This is a genomic window from Bacillus cabrialesii (genome assembly GCF_004124315.2).
Classification (GTDB): domain Bacteria; phylum Bacillota; class Bacilli; order Bacillales; family Bacillaceae; genus Bacillus; species Bacillus cabrialesii.
This window is the reverse complement of record NZ_CP096889.1, coordinates 2183664-2203011: the sequence shown is the minus strand read 5'-3', so window position 1 is coordinate 2203011 and position 19348 is coordinate 2183664. Positions and strand designations below refer to the sequence as shown.

At 43.6% G+C, this 19348-nt stretch carries 26 protein-coding genes and 1 pseudogene; 20 read left to right on the top strand and 7 right to left on the bottom strand.

The genetic code is table 11. The annotated features are described in order from the left end of the window. Positions 1 to 15: 15 nt before the first annotated feature. Positions 16 to 1041 carry an SDR family NAD(P)-dependent oxidoreductase gene (locus tag EFK13_RS10965; RefSeq protein ID WP_129505407.1) on the bottom strand — a complete coding sequence of 342 codons (1026 nt, stop codon included), beginning with the start codon at positions 1039 to 1041 and terminating at the stop codon, positions 16 to 18. 370 nt (positions 1042 to 1411) lie between these two features. Here EFK13_RS10965 and EFK13_RS10960 point away from each other — a divergent pair, with 370 nt between their 5' ends. Beyond that, a complete protein-coding gene (locus tag EFK13_RS10960) occupies positions 1412 to 2560 on the top strand; it encodes a phytase (protein WP_129505408.1) in 1149 nt (382 codons plus the stop codon). A gap of 70 nt (positions 2561 to 2630) precedes the next feature. Here EFK13_RS10960 and cgeB read toward each other — a convergent pair whose 3' ends face one another. Together cgeB and cgeA are read right to left on the bottom strand one after the other, a co-directional pair. Beyond that, positions 2631 to 3584, bottom strand: coding sequence for a spore maturation protein CgeB (cgeB, locus tag EFK13_RS10955; RefSeq protein ID WP_129505409.1), 954 nt, complete (start codon positions 3582 to 3584; stop codon positions 2631 to 2633). Positions 3585 to 3590: 6 nt separating this feature from the next. Continuing rightward, entirely contained in the window at positions 3591 to 3983 is a 393-nt protein-coding gene (cgeA, locus tag EFK13_RS10950) for a spore crust protein CgeA (protein ID WP_129505410.1), read from the bottom strand. Positions 3984 to 4180: 197 nt separating this feature from the next. On the opposite strand from cgeA, the gene cgeC reads away from it, so the two are divergent. From cgeC to EFK13_RS10880, 14 genes and pseudogenes are all read left to right on the top strand, one after another. Continuing rightward, positions 4181 to 4486, top strand: coding sequence for a spore maturation protein CgeC (gene cgeC, locus EFK13_RS10945; protein WP_129505411.1), 306 nt, complete (start codon positions 4181 to 4183; stop codon positions 4484 to 4486). Positions 4487 to 4550: 64 nt separating this feature from the next. After that, entirely contained in the window at positions 4551 to 5846 is a 1296-nt protein-coding gene (gene cgeD / locus EFK13_RS10940) for a spore maturation glycosyltransferase CgeD (RefSeq protein ID WP_129505412.1), read from the top strand. A gap of 13 nt (positions 5847 to 5859) precedes the next feature. Then, positions 5860 to 6639: a spore maturation N-acetyltransferase CgeE gene (gene cgeE, locus EFK13_RS10935; RefSeq protein ID WP_129505413.1), complete on the top strand. Its 780-nt coding sequence runs from the start codon at positions 5860 to 5862 to the stop codon at positions 6637 to 6639. Beyond that, entirely contained in the window at positions 6599 to 6832 is a 234-nt protein-coding gene (locus EFK13_RS21245) for a YjcZ family sporulation protein (RefSeq protein ID WP_129505414.1), read from the top strand. Before cgeE ends, EFK13_RS21245 begins: the two co-directional genes overlap by 41 nt. Continuing rightward, positions 6826 to 6982: pseudogene (locus tag EFK13_RS10925) on the top strand (hypothetical protein). Before EFK13_RS21245 ends, EFK13_RS10925 begins: the two are co-directional and overlap by 7 nt. Beyond that, positions 6963 to 8285: an aspartate aminotransferase family protein gene (locus EFK13_RS10920; RefSeq protein WP_129505415.1), complete on the top strand. Its 1323-nt coding sequence runs from the start codon at positions 6963 to 6965 to the stop codon at positions 8283 to 8285. The pseudogene EFK13_RS10925 and the gene EFK13_RS10920 overlap by 20 nt, the downstream one beginning before the upstream one ends. 17 nt (positions 8286 to 8302) lie before the next feature. Further along, complete coding sequence (locus tag EFK13_RS10915) at positions 8303 to 8992, top strand: CoA transferase subunit A (protein ID WP_129505416.1); 690 nt, start codon at positions 8303 to 8305, stop codon at positions 8990 to 8992. Next, the gene (locus EFK13_RS10910) at positions 8977 to 9630 is read left to right on the top strand and encodes a 3-oxoacid CoA-transferase subunit B (protein WP_129505417.1); all 654 of its coding nucleotides are present in this window, start codon (positions 8977 to 8979) and stop codon (positions 9628 to 9630) included. The genes EFK13_RS10915 and EFK13_RS10910 overlap by 16 nt, the downstream gene beginning before the upstream one ends. Before the next feature lie 8 nt (positions 9631 to 9638). Beyond that, entirely contained in the window at positions 9639 to 10949 is a 1311-nt protein-coding gene (locus EFK13_RS10905) for a peptidase (RefSeq protein WP_129505418.1), read from the top strand. Beyond that, entirely contained in the window at positions 10927 to 11754 is an 828-nt protein-coding gene (ablB, locus tag EFK13_RS10900; RefSeq protein WP_129505419.1) for a putative beta-lysine N-acetyltransferase, read from the top strand. The genes EFK13_RS10905 and ablB overlap by 23 nt, the downstream gene beginning before the upstream one ends. 28 nt (positions 11755 to 11782) lie before the next feature. Then, positions 11783 to 13198 (top strand): lysine 2,3-aminomutase, encoded by a 1416-nt coding sequence (gene kamA, locus EFK13_RS10895; protein ID WP_129505420.1) that lies wholly within the window; start codon positions 11783 to 11785, stop codon positions 13196 to 13198. Beyond that, positions 13195 to 13473, top strand: a complete 279-nt coding sequence (locus tag EFK13_RS10890; protein WP_064814937.1) for a YokU family protein — start codon at positions 13195 to 13197, stop codon at positions 13471 to 13473. Before kamA ends, EFK13_RS10890 begins: the two co-directional genes overlap by 4 nt. 86 nt (positions 13474 to 13559) lie before the next feature. Further along, complete coding sequence (locus tag EFK13_RS10885; RefSeq protein WP_010331315.1) at positions 13560 to 13784, top strand: YozE family protein; 225 nt, start codon at positions 13560 to 13562, stop codon at positions 13782 to 13784. A 149-nt stretch (positions 13785 to 13933) separates the two neighbouring features. Continuing rightward, entirely contained in the window at positions 13934 to 14614 is a 681-nt protein-coding gene (locus EFK13_RS10880) for a hypothetical protein (RefSeq protein ID WP_014477102.1), read from the top strand. Here EFK13_RS10880 and EFK13_RS10875 read toward each other — a convergent pair. Continuing rightward, positions 14611 to 14754, bottom strand: coding sequence for a hypothetical protein (locus EFK13_RS10875; RefSeq protein WP_129505421.1), 144 nt, complete (start codon positions 14752 to 14754; stop codon positions 14611 to 14613). The genes EFK13_RS10880 and EFK13_RS10875 overlap by 4 nt on opposite strands. A gap of 121 nt (positions 14755 to 14875) precedes the next feature. Between EFK13_RS10875 and EFK13_RS10870 the strand changes: the two genes are divergently transcribed. Genes EFK13_RS10870 through yodL form a run of 3 tightly spaced genes read left to right on the top strand, consistent with a single transcriptional unit; the run spans position 14876 to position 16118 of the window. Then, positions 14876 to 15052: a YozD family protein gene (locus EFK13_RS10870; protein WP_003241581.1), complete on the top strand. Its 177-nt coding sequence runs from the start codon at positions 14876 to 14878 to the stop codon at positions 15050 to 15052. A 46-nt stretch (positions 15053 to 15098) separates the two neighbouring features. After that, positions 15099 to 15743, top strand: a complete 645-nt coding sequence (locus EFK13_RS10865; protein WP_129505422.1) for a phosphatase PAP2 family protein — start codon at positions 15099 to 15101, stop codon at positions 15741 to 15743. A 60-nt stretch (positions 15744 to 15803) separates the two neighbouring features. Continuing rightward, the gene (yodL, locus tag EFK13_RS10860) at positions 15804 to 16118 is read left to right on the top strand and encodes a shape determination protein YodL (protein ID WP_003218144.1); all 315 of its coding nucleotides are present in this window, start codon (positions 15804 to 15806) and stop codon (positions 16116 to 16118) included. Between the two features lie 38 nt (positions 16119 to 16156). Here yodL and EFK13_RS10855 read toward each other — a convergent pair whose 3' ends face one another. Continuing rightward, positions 16157 to 16282, bottom strand: coding sequence for a hypothetical protein (locus EFK13_RS10855; protein WP_003218142.1), 126 nt, complete (start codon positions 16280 to 16282; stop codon positions 16157 to 16159). A 201-nt stretch (positions 16283 to 16483) separates the two neighbouring features. On the opposite strand from EFK13_RS10855, the gene deoD reads away from it, so the two are divergent. After that, the gene (gene deoD, locus EFK13_RS10850; protein WP_064814943.1) at positions 16484 to 17185 is read left to right on the top strand and encodes a purine-nucleoside phosphorylase; all 702 of its coding nucleotides are present in this window, start codon (positions 16484 to 16486) and stop codon (positions 17183 to 17185) included. An 82-nt stretch (positions 17186 to 17267) separates the two neighbouring features. Continuing rightward, complete coding sequence (ldcB, locus tag EFK13_RS10845) at positions 17268 to 18089, top strand: LD-carboxypeptidase LdcB (protein ID WP_129505527.1); 822 nt, start codon at positions 17268 to 17270, stop codon at positions 18087 to 18089. Positions 18090 to 18159: 70 nt separating this feature from the next. Here the strand turns inward: ldcB and EFK13_RS10840 are convergent, their stop codons facing one another. Both EFK13_RS10840 and EFK13_RS10835 read right to left on the bottom strand, forming a co-directional pair. Beyond that, positions 18160 to 18411, bottom strand: coding sequence for a hypothetical protein (locus EFK13_RS10840; RefSeq protein WP_075750732.1), 252 nt, complete (start codon positions 18409 to 18411; stop codon positions 18160 to 18162). A gap of 87 nt (positions 18412 to 18498) precedes the next feature. Further along, positions 18499 to 19200 carry a class I SAM-dependent methyltransferase gene (locus EFK13_RS10835; protein ID WP_129505423.1) on the bottom strand — a complete coding sequence of 234 codons (702 nt, stop codon included), beginning with the start codon at positions 19198 to 19200 and terminating at the stop codon, positions 18499 to 18501. Positions 19201 to 19348 lie beyond the last annotated feature (148 nt).

Sequence of the window (19348 nt, the reverse complement as noted above, 5' to 3'; positions counted from 1 at the left end):
TAGACAGGCTTGTTTTTATGCCTTTTTTTCTTGATGCAATTCTTCGATAATCTGGGCAATTCTGTCTTTTGTAATGAGAGGGGCTTGATCCGATTGATACCCTGGAAGGTTGACTCTGCGAAAATCAGGATGTTTTTCCGGCTCTGGAAGGATGGCATAAAGGTTGCCCCATTCATACAGTGATTCAATTTCATGAGGGGATGTTAGTTCTTCGTGAAGCTTTTCACCTGGACGCTTGCCGACTTCTACTGCTGCCGGCCGCGGGAGCCCGTGCTGCGATGCATATTCTTCAAATCCATGAATCAGTTCTTCAAGTTTCAGTGATTCCATTTTAAAAATAAAGGTTTCTCCGCCTTTTGTAATAGCAGCTGATTGCAATGTCAGTGTAGCCGCATCGTCTATTGACATGAAAAATCTGGTCATGTTCTTGTCTGTGATGGTCAATGGTTCGCCTTCCATCATTTGTTCAAATAAAATAGGAATGACCGAACCTCTTGAGCCGAGAACATTTCCGAAGCGGACCGAACAAAATACGGTTCCTCTGTTTTGAACGTGGCGGTTTGCTTGATGAAACAGCTTTTCAGATAACAGCTTGGTGGCACCCATTGTGTTCACTGGAGATACAGCTTTATCTGTACTAATGTTGATAACATGCTGCACTCGATGTAAAAGGGCGGCCTCCACCACATTCTGTCCGCCGATGAGATTGGTCTGTATGGCTTCAAATGGATGATCTTCACATGTCGGAACCTGTTTCAGTGCAGCCGCGTGAAAGACGATATCGACGCCTTTCATCACCTGATTCACCCTTCTGTGATCACGCACATCTCCGAGTACAAATAAAAGCCGCTTATCCTCCGCATACTTTTGACTCATGACATACTGTTTACTGTCGTCTTTGCTGAATACAATTACCTGTTTGGGTGTAAGCAGCAAAAGGCGTTTGACAATTTGACTCCCGATTGAACCCGTTCCGCCAGTGACTAAAACTGTTTTGTTATGGAAAAATGGTTTTAGTTCTGCTGTGTGCTGTTTAGGCATGGCTTATCCTCCAACTCTCGTTTCTCTACCATGCATCATATGTTCAATTTTGTATTCGAGTTAATGAAAGCAACCAATAAAACAAAATTTAGGGAAATGAGCATGTCACAAAGTGTTCCTTTTTAATAGAAAATGGAAAAATAGACGCAATCAAGGAATAATCTAACTAAATAAACAATGTACTAAATTTTCACTATAAATTTTATTTCGCGCCCCAAAAACAAATCTGATAAAGCCATCCCACGTACCATGTAAACAAAAGTGGTTTATGAGTAAGAAAAACTTTAAAAAAAGATTCATTTTCCTCACAGTTAAAAACCTGTATATATTTTACAATAGAGAGTGATAGTGATAATAAGGAGGGTACCAAATGAAGGTTACAAAAACAATGCTGCTAAGCACTGCCGCTGGTTTATTGCTTAGCCTGACAACAAACTCGGTGTCGGCTCATCATGTGAATGCGGAACATCATTTTAAAGTGACGGCGCAGACGGAGACAGATCCTGTCACTTCCGGCGATGACGCAGCAGATGACCCGGCCATTTGGCTCAATGAAAAGCATCCGGAAAAAAGCAAGTTGATTACGACAAATAAGAAGTCGGGGCTCGTCGTGTATGATTTGGACGGCAAACAGCTTCATTCTTTCGAGTTTGGCAAGCTCAATAATGTCGATCTGCGTTATGATTTTCCATTGAACGGAGAAAAAATTGATATTGCTGCCGCCTCCAACCGGTCTGAAGGAAAGAACACAATCGAAGTATATGCCATAGACGGGGATAAAGGAAAATTAAAAAGCATTACTGACCCTAAACATCCTATTTCCACTGATATTTCCGAGGTTTACGGATTCAGCCTATATCATAGCCAGAAAACAGGAGCATTTTATGCATTCGTGACAGGCAAACAAGGAGAATTTGAGCAATATGAAATTGTTGATAATGGAAAGGGTTATGTGACAGGGAAAAAAGTGCGTCAATTTAAGCTGAATTCTCAGACTGAAGGCCTTGTTGCGGATGATGAGTACGGGAACTTGTATATAGCAGAGGAAGATGTGGGCATTTGGAAATTTAATGCTGAGCCAGGCGGAGGATCAAAGAGTCAGGCTGTCGACCGTGCGACAGGAGACCATTTGACAGCTGATATTGAAGGACTGACGATCTATTATGCACCAGACGGCAAAGGATATCTCATGGCCTCAAGTCAAGGAAATAACAGCTACGCAATGTATGAAAGGCAGGGAAGCAACCGATATATAGCCAACTTTGACATTACAGATGGAGAGAATATAGATGGTACTAGTGACACGGATGGAATTGATGTTCTCGGTTTCGGGCTTGGCCCAAAATATCCGTACGGGATTTTTGTGGCGCAGGATGGCGAAAATATTGACAATGGACAAGCAGTAAATCAAAACTTCAAAATAGTGTCGTGGGAGCAGATTGCACAGCATCTTGGCGGAAAGCCTGATCTTCATAAACAGGTGAATCCGAGAAAGCTGAAGGACCGTTCTGACGGCTAGAAAAGAAAGCAGCTCGATCAGCTGCTTTTTTCTATGAATGAAAAAATCGTTCATAACAATGAACGATTTTTCAAGTAAGCGCCAGATGAATCGCCTTGAGTTTTGCAGGAAGCTCATCAAACGTATTTGCGGGTACGGTCTCTTTGTAATTCGATGCCGCAGCTTGCTGCCGTTCCTCAGGATGGTTGATATAGAAAGCGGCTTTTTCCTTAAAGTCGTTGATGCTGTGATAAGAAATAAAGGATGAAAAAGGATGGGCCGCGGGTAAATCTGTTAATTGAAATGCTTCGCATGCAGCGATATCAAACGTTCGGTTATTAAAACTGGCATTTTTGATGCGGATATGATTTTTGTTGAAAGCGAAATGATAAGGCCGATGCGCATTGATTACGATGTCTGCCCCATTATAATAATGAGCGGCCTGTTCGGGCGGAACCCATGTGCTGACGACATCGATATGCGGCTGCTTGAGCACTTTTTTAGGCAAATATTTTCTCCATTCCGTTCCGATGACTCGAACCGTGTAAGGCAGATGTACCGCTTCTTTCATTAGCTGAACCCGATTAGGGTAAGGATAGCCGATGATAAGCAGATTTGAATGAAAAGAATGTTCTGTATCCATTTTTTTAAACAGCCGGTGATTAACTGGAATCGGAGTATAATGGACGTGCTGGCAGCCAAGCTCCCGATAATAGAGAGCGGCATTTTGTTCAATCGTTAATATTACGTCAGCGTGTTTTATCACCTGAAGACTAATATCAATATAAAATGGGTCTTCAGTCAGCCAAACATACACGGGGATACCCTTACCCTTTAACCAGGCCAGCCAGTCGTGAGGAACGCGGTCTCCAACCATCATGAGGGCGAAGTCAGGCTGAAACGCTTCAATCTTCGCCAGAGATTCTGCCTCCGGTTTGTCTGCGCACATGTAGTCTGTATGAGTGCGCCGAAAACAATCCTCAGCCCAGCGGTCAAAATAACTGTATATTCCTCCGTATCCCGACTGGATATACAAAACTTTCATCAGGTGTTATGAAAAGAATGTAACGCTTTCTACTTTGTCTACATCAATTAATGTTGTAGCTTGACCTGCCGGTGTGACGGAGCTTTCCTGTGTGACAAATACGATACCGTGAACTTGATCGAAAGCAACGAACACAACCGGCCCGATCATGTCACCGGAATCAGTCACAATGCTGATTGTAGTGCCTGGCGTAATTCTGGCGAAAATCCATCTTGCCGGAAGGGAAGTAGATTCAGCCGTAATCATTTCACTTTCATCTACTTTTTGATCGATGGCAGCTTCAAGCAAGTCTTTAAGTTGGTTATCCACATTTTCTCCTCCTTCTGTTGCAGTTGGAAATAAAGGGCTTAAAAGAGTTTTAATCAAATCCTTTTTCAACTGTGCGTTTTCAGAGCTCATTACATACACCTCCTATCCAATATTGAACTCACGTTAATCATATTCCTCTGGCCGCTATTTGGTATGAGTCGAACGCCGTACCTGATCTATTTTTAAGGAAAATGCTGATTTTTTAAAAGAGTGGACATAGCCTATACCATCAATTGGAGTCAATTCATATTGTGAAACAGAGTATAAGGATAAGGGAGAGGGATTGTTTGGATTTAGAGAAACACGTAAATCAAGAAGAAAATCAAGATGAACTGCATTTTATTCTGCTTTTGCTGATTTTGCTCATACGTCAATCATCTTCTGAAGGAAATCCATCTGATCTCAGACGCCAGCTCGTGTTTGCAAAAGAGCTTGGCGTACCGGTTTCGGCAGTTCATCTGTCGAATGGAAATACTCTTCAAAACGTCATCGTAAAAGAGGTTCTGACTGATTTGGTTATTTTTCAAAACCCGTTAAATAACACGAGATCTAATGTCGCACTCTCAAGTATTGTAAGCTGGGGTGCTTTTTAAATGATGACAGAGGCTCTGCTTGCTGCGGAGCCGTTTTTATGTTTGACGATAGGGGGCTGAATAGATGGGAGAGAAAGTGTCTATTATTTTAACAAGCTACAACAAACCTGATTATCTGCAAAACGCGATTGAAAGCGTCATGAAGCAAACGCATGATCTCTGGGAGCTTTTTATCATGGATGATCATTCTAATGAAGAAACAACTGCTGTGATTCACAAGTACCTTCATGACCGGCGCATTCGTTATCAAAACAGTTGCATACATCCTGCAGAACGATTAAAAACAACCCGTTATGCAACATTAATTAATGCCGCGCTCCCATTTACTGACGGCGATTACATTTCCTATCTCACCGATGACACTGTTTATCATCCTGAGCGGCTGACCCGTATGGTGCAGACGTTTTCAGATAAACCTGAGGCACAGGCTGTCTATTCAAAACAAAAAGTTGTACATGTCAACGAAAGGGGAGAGGAAATCTCCTATTTCTATAGAAATGCCAATGCAGTGCTTGAGCAGGCTGCTTTTCAAGTTGATCATTGCTCAGTTATGCATCGACGTTCGTTACTTGATCGTATTCATGATAAATATGGAAGCTATTGGGATGATGATATGAAGCATTGGAATCATGGGGACTCAATTTTTTGGGCAAGGATCAACAACTTTGCCCCGTTTCTGCCGATAAATGAAGTATTAGATACAACCTATAAAACTCCCGATTCTTTTCAAAACGCATATCGGTTTCTGCCCGCCGATTTGATTGACGGCTCCTTTGTAAAGGGTTCTGATCAAAACGTGTATTTTCTTGATCAGGGTGTAAGGCGTCCTGTCGGGGAAAGATGGGGTTCTTTGTATCTAAACCGCACTGTGGCTGTTCCAGATCCATATCTATTCCAATATAGAATCGGGAAATTTTTGAACATTCCGAATTACGTTTTAGTAAAGGAAGCTGACCATCCCGCAATATTTTATATCGAAGCCGGAAAAAAAAGGCGGATAGTCGATCAGTATGCTTTTCAGTTTTATCAATTTAAAAGAAAAGACATAGTGACACTTGAAAAAGAAGAACTGGAGGCGCTGCCGGAAGGGCTGCCAATTACGCGGGACCGATCTGGCTTGATCGAAAATCCACCTGGACGAAGGCTGTTTTTCATAGAACGCGAGCCGTTTTTATTTCTAAACGGTGTCTTTCACCCGATGAGTGAACAAGTCGCAAGGAAGTTCTTTTTACATCATAAGCCAATCCCCGCTTCTTTCCGAAATATTCAGCAATTTCCAATTGGAAAGCCGTTTTATCCGGTGTACGATGAGATTATAAAGAAATTGAATATTGCAACTGATGAAAGGTATAGGTCATAAAAAGGAGACGTTCATGACAGGACATTATTCAAAAACGGAACATCAATATATATTGTTAACGTCTGAATCGGCATCGTTTGATCATTACAGCGTTTATAGAGATCCTAAGCTTCCGCAAATTTTTTCTCATAACTTTGTTCAGCTCCATGATGCGTTTCCGTTGGAGCGGTTACTGGACTTTTTGCCATCCGTACCAAAGCTGCTTGATGCGAATTATCTTCATTTAAAAGCTTCGCCGCAGCATGTTTTTCAGCTCGGTTTGAAGCAATCGCTTGTTAAAAGCGGGTTTGTCGTCGAGGATGAACTCTTATATGACATGAAGCTTAGCGATTGGAAAGGGCAGGCGGGACATCCGTTAACGGCGTGGGGGACGGCAAAAAGCCTTAGTGACGGTTCGTCTATTATGAAAATTTACGATTCCATCTATATTGGAGAAGCGATCGCTGAACAAAAATTAAAAAGAAAATATCCTTTTTACGAAGCGGGTACGATCGTCCTTGTTGTTTGTTACAGCGACGAGACACAGAAGATTCCCATTGGGTGCGGCGAGCTGTTCATTCATCCGCAAGAGAAAACGGCTAAAATCGAAGAAGTGGCCATTTTGGATCAGTTTCAAAGGAAGGGCTATGGCAGTATTTTAGTGAAAGAAATGCTGTCCATCGCCAAATCACTAGGCATGGAAGCAGCCTATTTAGTGGCTACAAGCACTGACGGCGCAACCCATTTTTACGAAAAGCTGACATTTAAAAAACATGAACGGATGCATACTGTTTTTCATTATTTCCTTACATGAAATAGGCGTTTGCACAAACCATTTGGGACTTGGCCCGCATAAAATGCCGTATATCGTGATAAGAAAGGATGAAAACAGCATGTATAGATACCCTGGATACGGTTACGGTTTTGGCTGCGGAACAAATACGTTTGTATTGATTGTTGTCTTGTTCATTTTATTAATTATTGTCGGAGCCGCTTTCATTTGCTAGATGTTGAAATTCAAAAAGAGCCTTTCCATTATGGAAGGCTCTTTTTTGTGTGAAAAAGTTTTTGCGGGGAACGTCATGCCGCAATTTGGACACTCATACAATGTATCAAAAGGGTTTTTGAGGTGGGAGCATGAGCAGTTATTTGATTAAGCCGGAGCTTAGTTCGGCGTATCCGGTGGTCAGTTATGCAAAGGGTTCATATGTTTACGATCAGACCGGAAAAAAATATCTTGACGGCTCATCAGGTGCGGTGACATGCAATATCGGCCACGGGGTTCGTGAAGTGACTGAGAAGCTGAAAGAACAGCTTGATCAGGTGTCTTTTGCTTATCGCTCACAGTTTACGAGCGAGCCTGCTGAGCAATTAGCCGCTCTCTTGGCACAGAGGCTGCCGGGGGACCTGAATTGGTCTTTTTTTGTCAACAGCGGATCAGAAGCGATAGAAACAGCTATGAAAATCGCCATTCAGTATTGGCAGGAAAAAAAGCAAACACAAAAATCCATCTTTTTGTCTCGATGGAGCAGTTACCACGGAATAACTTTGGGAGCGCTTTCATTATCTGGTTTTTATGAAAGGAGATACCGGTTCACCCATCTGATTGAGCGGTATCCAGCTATTTCAGCTCCTGATGGCTATCGGCGGAATCATGAAACGGAAGAAGACTTTGTTCAGACTGCCGCTGATGAACTGGAAACTGCGATCAAAAGAATTGGAAGCCAATTTATCGCCGGCTTTGTGGCTGAGCCCATTATTGGAGCCGCAGGAGCAGCGATCACCCCGCCTCCGGGATATTATGAAAGATTAAGTGAGGTATGCCGCACACACGATGTGCTCTTTATTGCAGACGAGGTGATGACAGGGCTTGGAAGAACAGGAAGAATGCTCGCGACAGAGCATTGGCACACTGTTCCTGATATTGCTGTACTAGGGAAAGGCCTCGGCGCCGGTTATGCGCCTATTGCCGCTGCCGTTGTATCTCATTCTATTATTGAAACGATAAAACAAGGATCAGGTGTGATTATGAGCGGCCACACATATAGTGCACATCCTTATTCAGCCAAAGCCGCTCTTGAAGTTTTGCGGTATGTGTTAAAGCACGGCTTGATCAAACAATCAGAAAAAAAGGGGACTGTGCTGAAGAAGAAGCTTATTGAGGCAGCGTCTCAAAGCAAGATCATAGGTGATGTGCGCGGAAAAGGTCTGCTATTAGGCGTTGAATTTGTAGCAGACAAGAAAACGAAGGAAGTTTTTCCGCCAGAGCAGGCGGTTACCCAGCTTATTGTCGGCGAGGCGAAAAAACGCGGGCTGATTGTATATCCTGCCAAAGCGGGAATAGACAGCGGGGAAGGAGATGCTGTTATTATTGCTCCTCCTTTTACGATTTCTGATGGTGAAATTGAAGAACTTATATCTATTTTTTCAGAAACAATTGCAGCGGTTGAAAAAAAATGAAAAAGGATTGAAATCAAATGGCGCCATTTCAAAAAACAATCAGCATCGAAACCGCAATTGCGGATGTTCAGGACGGATCGGTCCTGATGTTTGGCGGTTTTGGGGGAGTTGGGTCGCCTCCTTCATTCATTGAAGCTATTTTGGACAGCGGTATAAAAGATTTAACGGTCATTTGCAATGATGCCGGTTTCCCGGAAATAGGGATCGGCCCGCTTATTGTCAATCAACGAGTCAAAACCTTGATCGCATCGCATATCGGTTCCAATCCTGTAGCCGGAAAACAGATGACAGACGGGACGTTAGAGGTTCAATTTTCACCGCAGGGAACGCTTGCAGAAAGAATTCGCGCCGGCGGCTCGGGGCTCGGCGGCATTTTAACCGACGTCGGTATTGATAATCAAATGGTTTGTGAAAAGAAGGACATCGTGTCTGTGGCGGGGAAGCGATACTTGGTTGAAGAGGCGCTGACAGCAGATTTTGCTTTCATCAATGCGCACATTGCCGATGAATTCGGCAATTTAACGTATAACAAAACAGCGCGCAATATGAATCCGCTTATGGCAATGGCCGCCAGGAGAACCTTTGCCGAAGCTGAGCGCATTGTCACGATGGGAGAAATCTCCGAAGAAATGATTGTCACACCGGGGGTTTTTGTCGAGGGGGTTGTGAGAAGCGAAGGAGTGAAGTGGAAATGGGCTTGGGAGTAGCAGAGAGAGAACAGATCGCAAAGCGGGCCGCTTCTGAAATCAAACCGGGCATGATTGTGAATCTCGGTATCGGCATCCCATCTTTGGTGCCGAACTTTTTGCCGGCTGATATGCAGGTCATGTTTCAGGCGGAAAACGGTGTGCTTGGCATTGGCGAAAGCCCTGACAAGGGAGAAGAGGATGAACATTTATGCAACGCTGCGGGATATCCTGTCCGAGCTGTAAAAGGGGCGTCTTATTTTGATACAACGATGTCTTTTGCGATGATCAGAAGAGGCAAAATTGACATTACCATTTTAGGCGCCCTGCAGGTTAGCCAGTCAGGCGATTTGGCAAATTGGCTTGTCCCGGGAAAAAAGGTGCCGGGCATGGGCGGCGCGATGGAACTGGCCCAAAAAGCGAAAAAAGTGGTTGTCGTCATGAGTCATACTGATCAAAAGGGAAGGCCTAAATTAACGGAAACATGCACGCTTCCGTTAACTGCAGCAGGCTGTGTAGATTTGATCATTACTGAAAAAGCGGTTCTTGAGGTCGACGGCCATCACTTTATTTTAAAAGAGCTGATGAATGGCTCGACAATCGATGAGGTGACGAGGCTGACTGAAGCTGAAATCAAAATAGATATGCCTTTTTCTTAAAAGGGGGAATGAGGATGCAAGACATTGAGAGAAAAGTAATCGGGTGGCTTGATCAGCATTCGGCCAAAGCCATTCGTCTTCTCAAAAGGCTGATTGGAGAAAAAAGCACATTGGGCTCAGAGTTTAACGCCCAAGCCGTCGTGCTTGAAAAGCTCCGGCAATTTCATATGGACATTGACGTGTGGGAGCCAAGCCTTAAGCAATTAAAACAGCATCCCTACTTTAAATCAGACCGTTCCGATTTTCATGAAAGTCCGAACATCGTTGCAAAAAAAACGGGAGCGGGCGGGGGGCGGTCGCTGATTTTAAACGGTCATATCGATGTTGTGCCTGAAGGCAGCGTAAAGGATTGGAAGTATGAACCGTATCAAGCTGTCGAAGAAAACGGTAAAATATACGGCCGCGGCTCAACGGATATGAAGGGAGGCAATACAGCCCTTCTTTTTGCTTTAGAAGCCCTGCACGCCTGCGATGTTAAATTGAAGGGAGATGTATTGTTTCAAAGTGTTGTAGATGAAGAGTGCGGCGGCGCCGGAACACTGTCCGCCATCATGAGAGGCTATCGTGCTGACGGCGCGCTGATTCCGGAACCGACGAATATGAAACTTTTTATAAAGCAGCAGGGCTCGATGTGGTTTCGGATTACAGTGAAGGGATTAGCGGCACATGGGGGTGCTCGCTACGAGGGAGTAAGCGCGATTGAAAAAAGCATGCACGTGATCACAGCCATACAAGAGCTGGAGAAAGTCCGCAATGCGAGAATTTCAGAGCCGCTGTATGACAATATCCCAATACCGGTACCGGTGAATATCGGCACCATCTCAGGCGGTGCGTGGCCATCTTCAGTTGCAGACCGTGTCGTCATAGAAGGGAGATGCGGAATTGCTCCCCAAGAAAAACCTGAAGCCGTAAAACTTGAATTGGAAAACTGGCTGAAGGATTTAGAGTACCGTGACGAATGGTTTAAACGCCATCCGATAAAAGTGGAATGGTTCGGCGCTCAATGGCTGCCGAATGATTTACCTGATGGCCACCCTTTAATTTCAGTGCTGCAATCAGCCTATCAAAAAATGAAGCAGACAGCGCCAATCATCGAAGCCTCGCCATGGGGAACGGACGGAGGGCTTTTATATCATGCCGGAGATACGCCAGTGATTGTCTTCGGGCCTGGGGAAACAAAAACAGCCCATCAGGCAAATGAGTACATTGAGGTTGAAGCCATGATAGAATCTGCTAAAATTATTGCGCTTTTTGTTATGGATTGGTGCGGTCTTCATACAGACAGGGAGGATGCGGATGCTCAAGTTGATAAAGAGTAACGGTGTCACAGCAGTTCTGGACTATGACGGCTTTAATAAACGAATCAGAGTGGTTCGTTATGACGGAGCCATTGAGAAGGCGCTGCCTGATATCGTGGCAGCAGCAAAAGAAGAGGATGCGGAAAAAATCATCGTTTATACGAAACAGCATGATGAGGCTGTGCTTGCTAAACAATTATTTGCGCCGGAGGGTTTTCTCGAGGGCTATTATCTTGGCCACCCCGCTTGTATCATGGTCCGTTACCTCACAGAAAACCGGAGACAAACAGATTCTTATATAGAGGAACAGGAAATGATAGAAGCTTTATATCGCACAGCGCCTCGCCTCCGCAATAAAAATACACCCATATTTACGATAAGAAAAGCAGAAACAAACGACATGTACCAGCTATCGATGCTGTATAAAAAAGTTTTCCGTACGTACCCCACTCCGGTATTTGATCCCGCTTATATTGAAAAGACGATGAATGAAAATACGATGTATTATGTCATGTTTGATCATGACCGCCTGATCAGTGCAGCAAGCGCAGACATCAATCCAGAGCTCGGGCATGCGGAAATAACCGACTGCGCTGTACTTTCGGAATATCGGGGCCATTCGCTGACGAGCTTTTTAATTGAGGCATTGGAGAGAGAATTGGTTGCGAAGGACATCTTTCATGTGTTTTCTCTCGCCCGCGCTGCGTCTTTTGGGATGAATGCCGTGTTGTACCATTCGGGTTATCAATACGGCGGAAGGCTGACCAATAATTGCTATATAGCCGAAGGACTTGAAAACATGAATGTTTGGTGCAAGCACCTGTAAGTCAAAACGATGGCGAGGAGGAACTCATTTGGCAAGCAAATGGTATAAACCGAAACGGCATTGGAAGGAGATCGAGTTATGGAAGGACGTTCCGGAAGAGAAATGGAACGATTGGCTTTGGCAGCTGACACATACAGTTAGAACGTTGGATGATTTAAAAAAAGTCATCAATCTGACCGAGGCTGAAGAGGAAGGCGTCAGAATTTCGACCAAAACAATCCCCTTAAATATTACACCTTACTATGCTTCTTTAATGGACCCCGATAATCCAAGATGCCCGATCCGCATGCAGTCTGTACCGCTTTCTGAAGAAATGCACAAAACAAAATACGATCTGGAAGACCCGCTCCATGAGGATGAAGATTCACCGGTACCTGGTTTGACACACCGCTATCCCGATCGTGTGCTGTTTCTTGTCACCAATCAATGTTCCATGTACTGCCGCTACTGCACAAGAAGGCGCTTTTCCGGACAAATCGGAATGGGAGTCCCTAAAAAACAGCTTGATGCTGCGATTGCTTATATCCGAGAAACGCCTGAAATCCGCGATTGTTTGATTTCAGGCGGCGACGGGCTGCTGATCAATGACCAAATTTTAGAATACATTTTAAAAGAGCTCCGCAGCATTCCGCATATGGAAGTGATCAGAATCGGAACTAGGGCGCCGGTCGTCTTTCCGCAGCGCATTACCGATCAACTGTGCGAGATTTTGAAAAAATATCACCCTGTCTGGCTGAATACCCATTTCAACACAAGCATCGAAATGACAGAGGAATCCGTTGAGGCCTGTGAAAAGCTGGTGAACGCAGGAGTGCCGGTCGGAAATCAAGCCGTCGTGTTAGCCGGTATTAATGATTCCGTTCCAATCATGAAAAAGCTCATGCACGACTTGGTAAAAATCAGAGTCCGTCCGTATTATATTTACCAATGCGATCTGTCAGAGGGCATTGGGCATTTCAGAGCTCCGGTTTCCAAAGGGTTGGAGATCATTGAAGGGCTGAGAGGACATACATCAGGATATGCGGTACCTACCTTTGTCGTTGACGCACCAGGCGGCGGGGGGAAAATCGCCCTGCAGCCAAACTATGTACTGTCGCAAAGCCCTGACAAAGTCATCTTGAGAAATTTTGAAGGTGTGATTACGTCATATCCGGAGCCGGAGAAGTATATCCCTAACCAGGCTGACGCTTATTTTGAGTCCGTTTTCCCTGAAACCGCTGACAAAAAGGAGCCGATCGGGCTGAGTGCTATTTTTGCTGACAAAGATGTCTCATTCACACCGGAAAATGTAGCCAGAATCAAAAGGAGAGAGGCATATACAGCGAATCCGGAGCATGAAACATTAAAAGACCGGCGTGAGAAAAGAGACCAGCTAAAAGAAAAGAAATTTTTGGCGCAGCAGAAAAAACAGAAAGGCGCTGAAAGCGGAGGGGATTCTTCATGAAAACATGCGAATGGTGCGGTGAGCTTGAAGCGGTACCCGGGTGGAACACGGTGTATTGGGAGCTCCCTGATGGTACAAGAGCAATAGAACTGACAGACACCCCCGCCATGGTGTGTGCTTCCTGCGGAATGACTTATCAAGAAGAAACCACAATAAAGGAGATTGAGGATCAGCTGCTTTTAATTCAAACAAAAAAACTGCCTGAAAGCCTGACGTATCAGCAGCTCATGGAGACAGAAAGGATTCTGAAACGCAACTATTTTGACTTCTCCTGATTGATGTTTCGGTATTCTTTTGTTGTAATTTTACACTTGAACTGTATAATAGAACAACAAAAGACAGACACCAGGAGGGGAAACCCATGAAATCCTTTTATCACTATTTATTAAAATACAGACACCCGAAGCCGCAGGACAGCATCAGTGAATTTGCCAATCAGGCGTATGAGGATCACAGCTTCCCGAAAACCTCAACCGATTATCATGAAATCAGTTCATATTTAGAGTTGAACGCTGACTATCTTCACACGATGGCGACATTTGATGAAGCCTGGGATCAATACGAGGCTGAAGTGCACGGCAGATAATAGCTGTTTCATCCGCAGATCACTGCGGATTTTTTTATGTCCTCATTTATGCATAATTGGATATTTCCTTTGGTTTTCATGCCCATGCGAATTGGTGTCACCCGGCATACGATAGCGTATGAGAAATGTTGCGGCGAGGGGGAGACACCATGAAGCAAAATAAACCGAAATTCCAAGTAGGGGATATCGTAGTCGTCATTATGTATGGAACAGTCGGCACCATTACAAAAGTACATCAAATTGATAAACACTATCTTTATGAAGTGAATCATAATGAAGTCTTATACTTTGAATCGTCCATTCAGCTTTATAAAGATTATGAGGGTGTCATTGTCGACATGGAAAAACTTGATATTGAGTATGAATTCCTTATTGGGGACGTCGTTTATGTAAAAGATTATGGAAAAGAACTCTTTCGCATTATCGGACACAGAACAGAAATTTGGAGATATTTAGAAGATGGCTGGGAAGATATCATTTATGAGCTGACCCGTTTAAAGGATGGAGAGTGGCTTGAAACGGAGGAAGAGGATCTCACACTGGTTCTTAGAAAATATGAAATGGACCAGTTTGTACATCAGCTTTTGTTTGTCCACTATGTCGGAGAAACTGGCCATGAGATCGGCGAAGATATCGCATCGTCTGCTCTTCTTCAGTTTGAAGGCGATGATGAAGATCAAGATACCCTTCACATCCTTGCTGTATCAATTGTTGATGAGCTTCTGGATATTTATAATGACTACAAAATTCTGTATGAAATGTTTCAAGATGAAGAATATAAAGATATGATGATGTTTGTTTTGGAAAGTTTAAAAGAGCATTTCAGTTAGTTTGTGAACAAATGGATCAAAACATATAAAAAATAAGGCAGACAGCCCCATATCATGACATGCGTCATTCCTTTGAGCGTTTTTTCCATTATGATATCAAATCTTTCTCCGTCCAGTGCTTCCATCATTTTAGCAATCATTCTCGTCAGCCTCCCATGGCTTGTTTTTTATTCAATGTATATGACTGAAAGAATTGTTTAGAACACCGGGTATAATTCAGCCTGTTTTTTCATAAAACATAAAAAAGGAGGCGGTACGGAGATGAAAGAAATAGATCTTGTGATTGATACGGAAGAAATCGCTGAATTTTTTTACAGAGAGCTTGCAAGACGGGGCTACATACCGAGTGAGGATGAGCTGTTTGAAATCGCTGATATTACCTTTGATTATTTGATAGAAAAATGTATGATAGATGAAGAGCTGGATGAAGATGATTGAGGCATAAAACCGGAGCCATCAGCTCCGGTTTTATTATTCGTGTTATATGACTTCTGTGAAAGTTGAGGTGGTTACATTGTGGTACAAGCCCGTTAGTTTGTTTCTTTTCTTTCTTTTTCTAGCTGCGGCCATTCATGCAAATGCTGTTCAATCTGCAGATGAAACGATAAGCAAGGCCGCTGTTTTGGTCCGTCAGCCATGGCTTAATGATGTCATGACAGGGATCACGCATCTTGGTGCTTCTTCTTTCCTGCTTCCTCTTATCGTGATCATTGGAGCTGGGCTGTTTTTTTACAGGAAAACATGGGACGGCATTTTGATGCTCTTGGTATTCGGCGCAGATCGGCTGTTAAACAAAGTCTTAAAAGAATGGATCGAAAGAGAAAGGCCTGATTTTGCGCCACTGGTTCATGAATCATCCTTCAGCTTTCCGAGCGGCCACTCTATGAACGCTGCCTGTGTCTATCCTGTCATTGCCTACTTTTTAGTGAAACACCTCCCGTTTTTGTCCAAACATAAAAAAATGGTATACACCATTGCTGGCGTAATCACAATTTTGGTTGGCATAAGCAGAATTTATCTTGGAGTTCACTTTATGACCGACGTGCTAGGAGGCTTTAGTCTCGGTTTGCTTCTGTTTTTCCTAGTAAAAGGTTTTGACGAAAAGATAAAGCGGTTTCGACAAAAATAGAGAGAGGAAAACACGGTAAAAACGCCAATATGTTAAAGAAATAAAAGGGAGGGGATCTTGATGATGTTATCCGTGTTTAAAAAGAAGTCTTGTTCCTATGACGTGACAATATTTCAGACACCCCGGTTTGGCGAAAAAAAGGGCTACAGAGCCGTCTATCGAACTGAACTGAACGGGAGCGATCATCAAGACGTGCTGAAAAGAGCATTCTCTTTGTTTAATGTATTTGATACCGTTCCAAGTGATTATGATGCGAGATTTATGGCCACTGGGGACGTGATTCTGATTGATGAAGGCAGAAAAGGGAAAACATATTATAAACTGCTTCCCGCCGGATGGAGAAAAATCAATCGTCTGATTGTACAAACGACATAACAAAAAGAAAACTGCGGATTTCCGCAGTTTTCTGCAGTTTAAGGCTTGCGTTTGGCAGCGGAATACTCCTTCCCGTGCGCCTCTTCAGCTGCAATTACATCTTTTGCAGGTATGTGATTGTTCTTTTTTTGGCCAGTGATCCTGTTACGCTGTTTTTTACCCACGTCTCATCCCTCCTTCCTGCGGTTAGGTTTTCAAATAAACACCTCGATTATCCCGTTTTTTCAGGAAATGCCGAAACGGCTCCGGAACATTTCTTTTTTCTCGATATTCCTTTATAATCAATGCTGGAGTTTGTCTCATCATGACATTCGTTGTAAAATGAACGGACTGGATGATAATTTAGTTTTACAGGAGGAAATGAGATGAGTGTACATATAGGTGCTGAAAAAGGACAAATTGCGGATACAGTGCTTTTGCCGGGCGATCCTCTCAGAGCAAAGTTTATTGCTGAAACGTATCTTGAAGATGTAGAATGCTACAATGAAGTCAGAGGCATGTATGGATTTACGGGTACATATAAAGGCAAAAAAATATCCGTGCAAGGCACGGGAATGGGCGTTCCATCTATTTCGATTTATGTGAATGAACTAATTCAAAGTTACGACGTACAAAACCTAATAAGAGTAGGTTCTTGCGGCGCTATTCGTAAAGATGTCAAAGTGCGGGACGTCATTTTGGCTATGACCTCCTCAACTGATTCACAAATGAACAGAGTCGCTTTTGGAAGCATTGATTTTGCCCCATGCGCTGATTTCGAGCTTTTAAAAAATGCTTATGATGCCGCAAAGGATAAAGGCGTGCCGGTCACTGTAGGAAGCGTATTTACAGCTGATCAGTTCTATAACGACGATTCGCAAATCGAAAAGCTTGCAAAATACGGCGTGCTCGGCGTTGAGATGGAAACAACGGCATTGTATACATTAGCAGCGAAGCACGGAAGAAAAGCGCTGTCAATTCTCACTGTGAGTGATCACGTACTAACAGGAGAAGAAACGACAGCGGAAGAGCGTCAAACCACATTTCATGATATGATAGAAGTGGCTTTACATTCCGTATCACAATAAAATAAATCAAGAGGCGTGCTGGCTGCCGGCAGCCTCTTCTTTATGAATGCGGAAACGATCGATAAAAGGAAGGTAATGTATGATGAAAAAGTCCGGTAAATGGTTCTCACTGGCTGCCGCTTTGAGTGTAACGGCAATAGTCGGAGCCGGCTGCAGCATGTCGAATGGAGATGCTCAAAAGGATACGAAATCCACAGCAGAAACAAAGCAAACAGAACAAAAAACAAATGACACGAAAAAAACAAAGACTCAGGACAGTGCGTTTTCATTGGAAAGCAAGTATTTCAATGATATTAAAAAAGTAGACGGTCTGGAAACCATTCAAAATCCAGAAAATATACTTGCGCTTGTCAATAAACAATACGCACTGCCCGGAAACTATGAACCTAGCGATCTTGTCATACCTGATGTAGAGTTTTCATTTGAAGAGAAGATTCAAAAACGTTACATCAGAAAGGAAGCGGCCGACGCATTAAAAACGATGTTCGATGCTGCGAAAAAGGAAGGCTATGAACTCGCAGCTGTCTCAGGGTACCGTGCGTATGACAGACAGAAAGTCATTTTTGACAATGAAGTAAGCCTAAAAGGGGAAAAGAAGGCAAGGGAAGCAGTCGCTTACCCGGGTGAAAGCGAGCACCAAACAGGACTTGCGATGGACATTTCCAGCCGAAGCAATGGCTTTGAGTTAAATGAAGCGTTCGGAAGCACGGCAGACGGAAAATGGGTGCAGGACAATGCTTATAAATATGGCTTTATCATTCGCTATCCGAAAAATAAAGAGGATATCACGAAATATGAATATGAGCCATGGCATCTGCGCTATGTAGGCAAAAAAGCCGCAAAAGTCATCCAAGATAATGATTTAACGCTCGAAGAGTACTTTGAAAAAGTGAAGAAAATTTAAAATGAAAAGCCCGCTTACACTAGATAAGCGGGCTTCATTGTGTCTGGTGAATCTAGCATTTGTTCTGTGCTTACCAGAAGAATAAACCAGCAAGAGCGACCCCTGTGATTAAACCGAGGGAAATACCGTAAGCCGCTCCGTATCCCCAATAACCGCCCCAATATCCGTAACCGAAACCTCTTGGCCCTCCGCCGGTCGGAGCTATAAAAACTCTGTCTCTTGTTACACGGGTAATTCTGCCGACGTGAACTCTCCCGCCTCTCTCTGTAATTCTGACGACTTTACCTTGATGGTTTCTGCAAAGATGATAATATCTCTCCAATATTGTTTCCCTCCTATCTTGACTTTCTATCAGCATATGATAGATAGGAGAAAAAGGTTGGACGAAAAAAGGAGGCTATACGCCGTTTTACTTATACGCGATAAAGATACAATGACCCATGTACTCACTATATGTCTGCATGAGTTCATAATGTGCTTGAAGCGTATCGTAATAGATAGGGGCAATCGTTTGCGATAAATCCATTTCTGTGGTTGGCTCAAATTCCATGTCTTCCGGAAGAAGTGTCAATGCTTCCGTTTTTTGAAAGCCGTATGACCTAAGGATCTTATGCCACTCGGTTTCTTCATGTAAGCAAGTAAAACCGTAAAAATCCAGCATTTGCTTCTTTTCTGCAGCAGGCATCGGTTTTTTTAAAGCCGCTTCGATACCAATCAGCATCCCGCCGGGCTTCAATACTCTTGCAATTTCTTGAAGAGAGGATGTCAGATGGGAAAAACTGAGGACTGATTCTGACAAGACGCAGGAAAAGGATTCAGAAGAAAACGGGAGGTGTTCCAGCTCCGCCTGATATGCAGGGATGGCAAGCCCTTCATTTGCAAATCTTTTTTTCGCTTTCTCAAGCATGATAGGGTCTTTATCAACGACTGATACAGGATACAGCAAATGTCCTAAATAAGCCGCTGTTTGCCCTGTTCCGCATCCGGCATCAAGAATCGGCTGATCCGGGGAGGGCGCAGCCTTTTGCAGGACCGCTTTTGAAAAAGCCAAACCGCCAGGATGCGCTCCTGCAACACCGAATAAGGACAGCATTTCTAAATATCGGCTCAATATCGAATCCTCCTTTTTCTTTATCATATGTCGTATAAAGACATAGGTTTATGAAAAGCGAAAGAAGGGCGTTTCTCTTTCATTTTTGCTCCGAGTTGACGAATAAGAATTCGTCCATGATAATAATGTAAGAAGAAAAAGGTGGTGT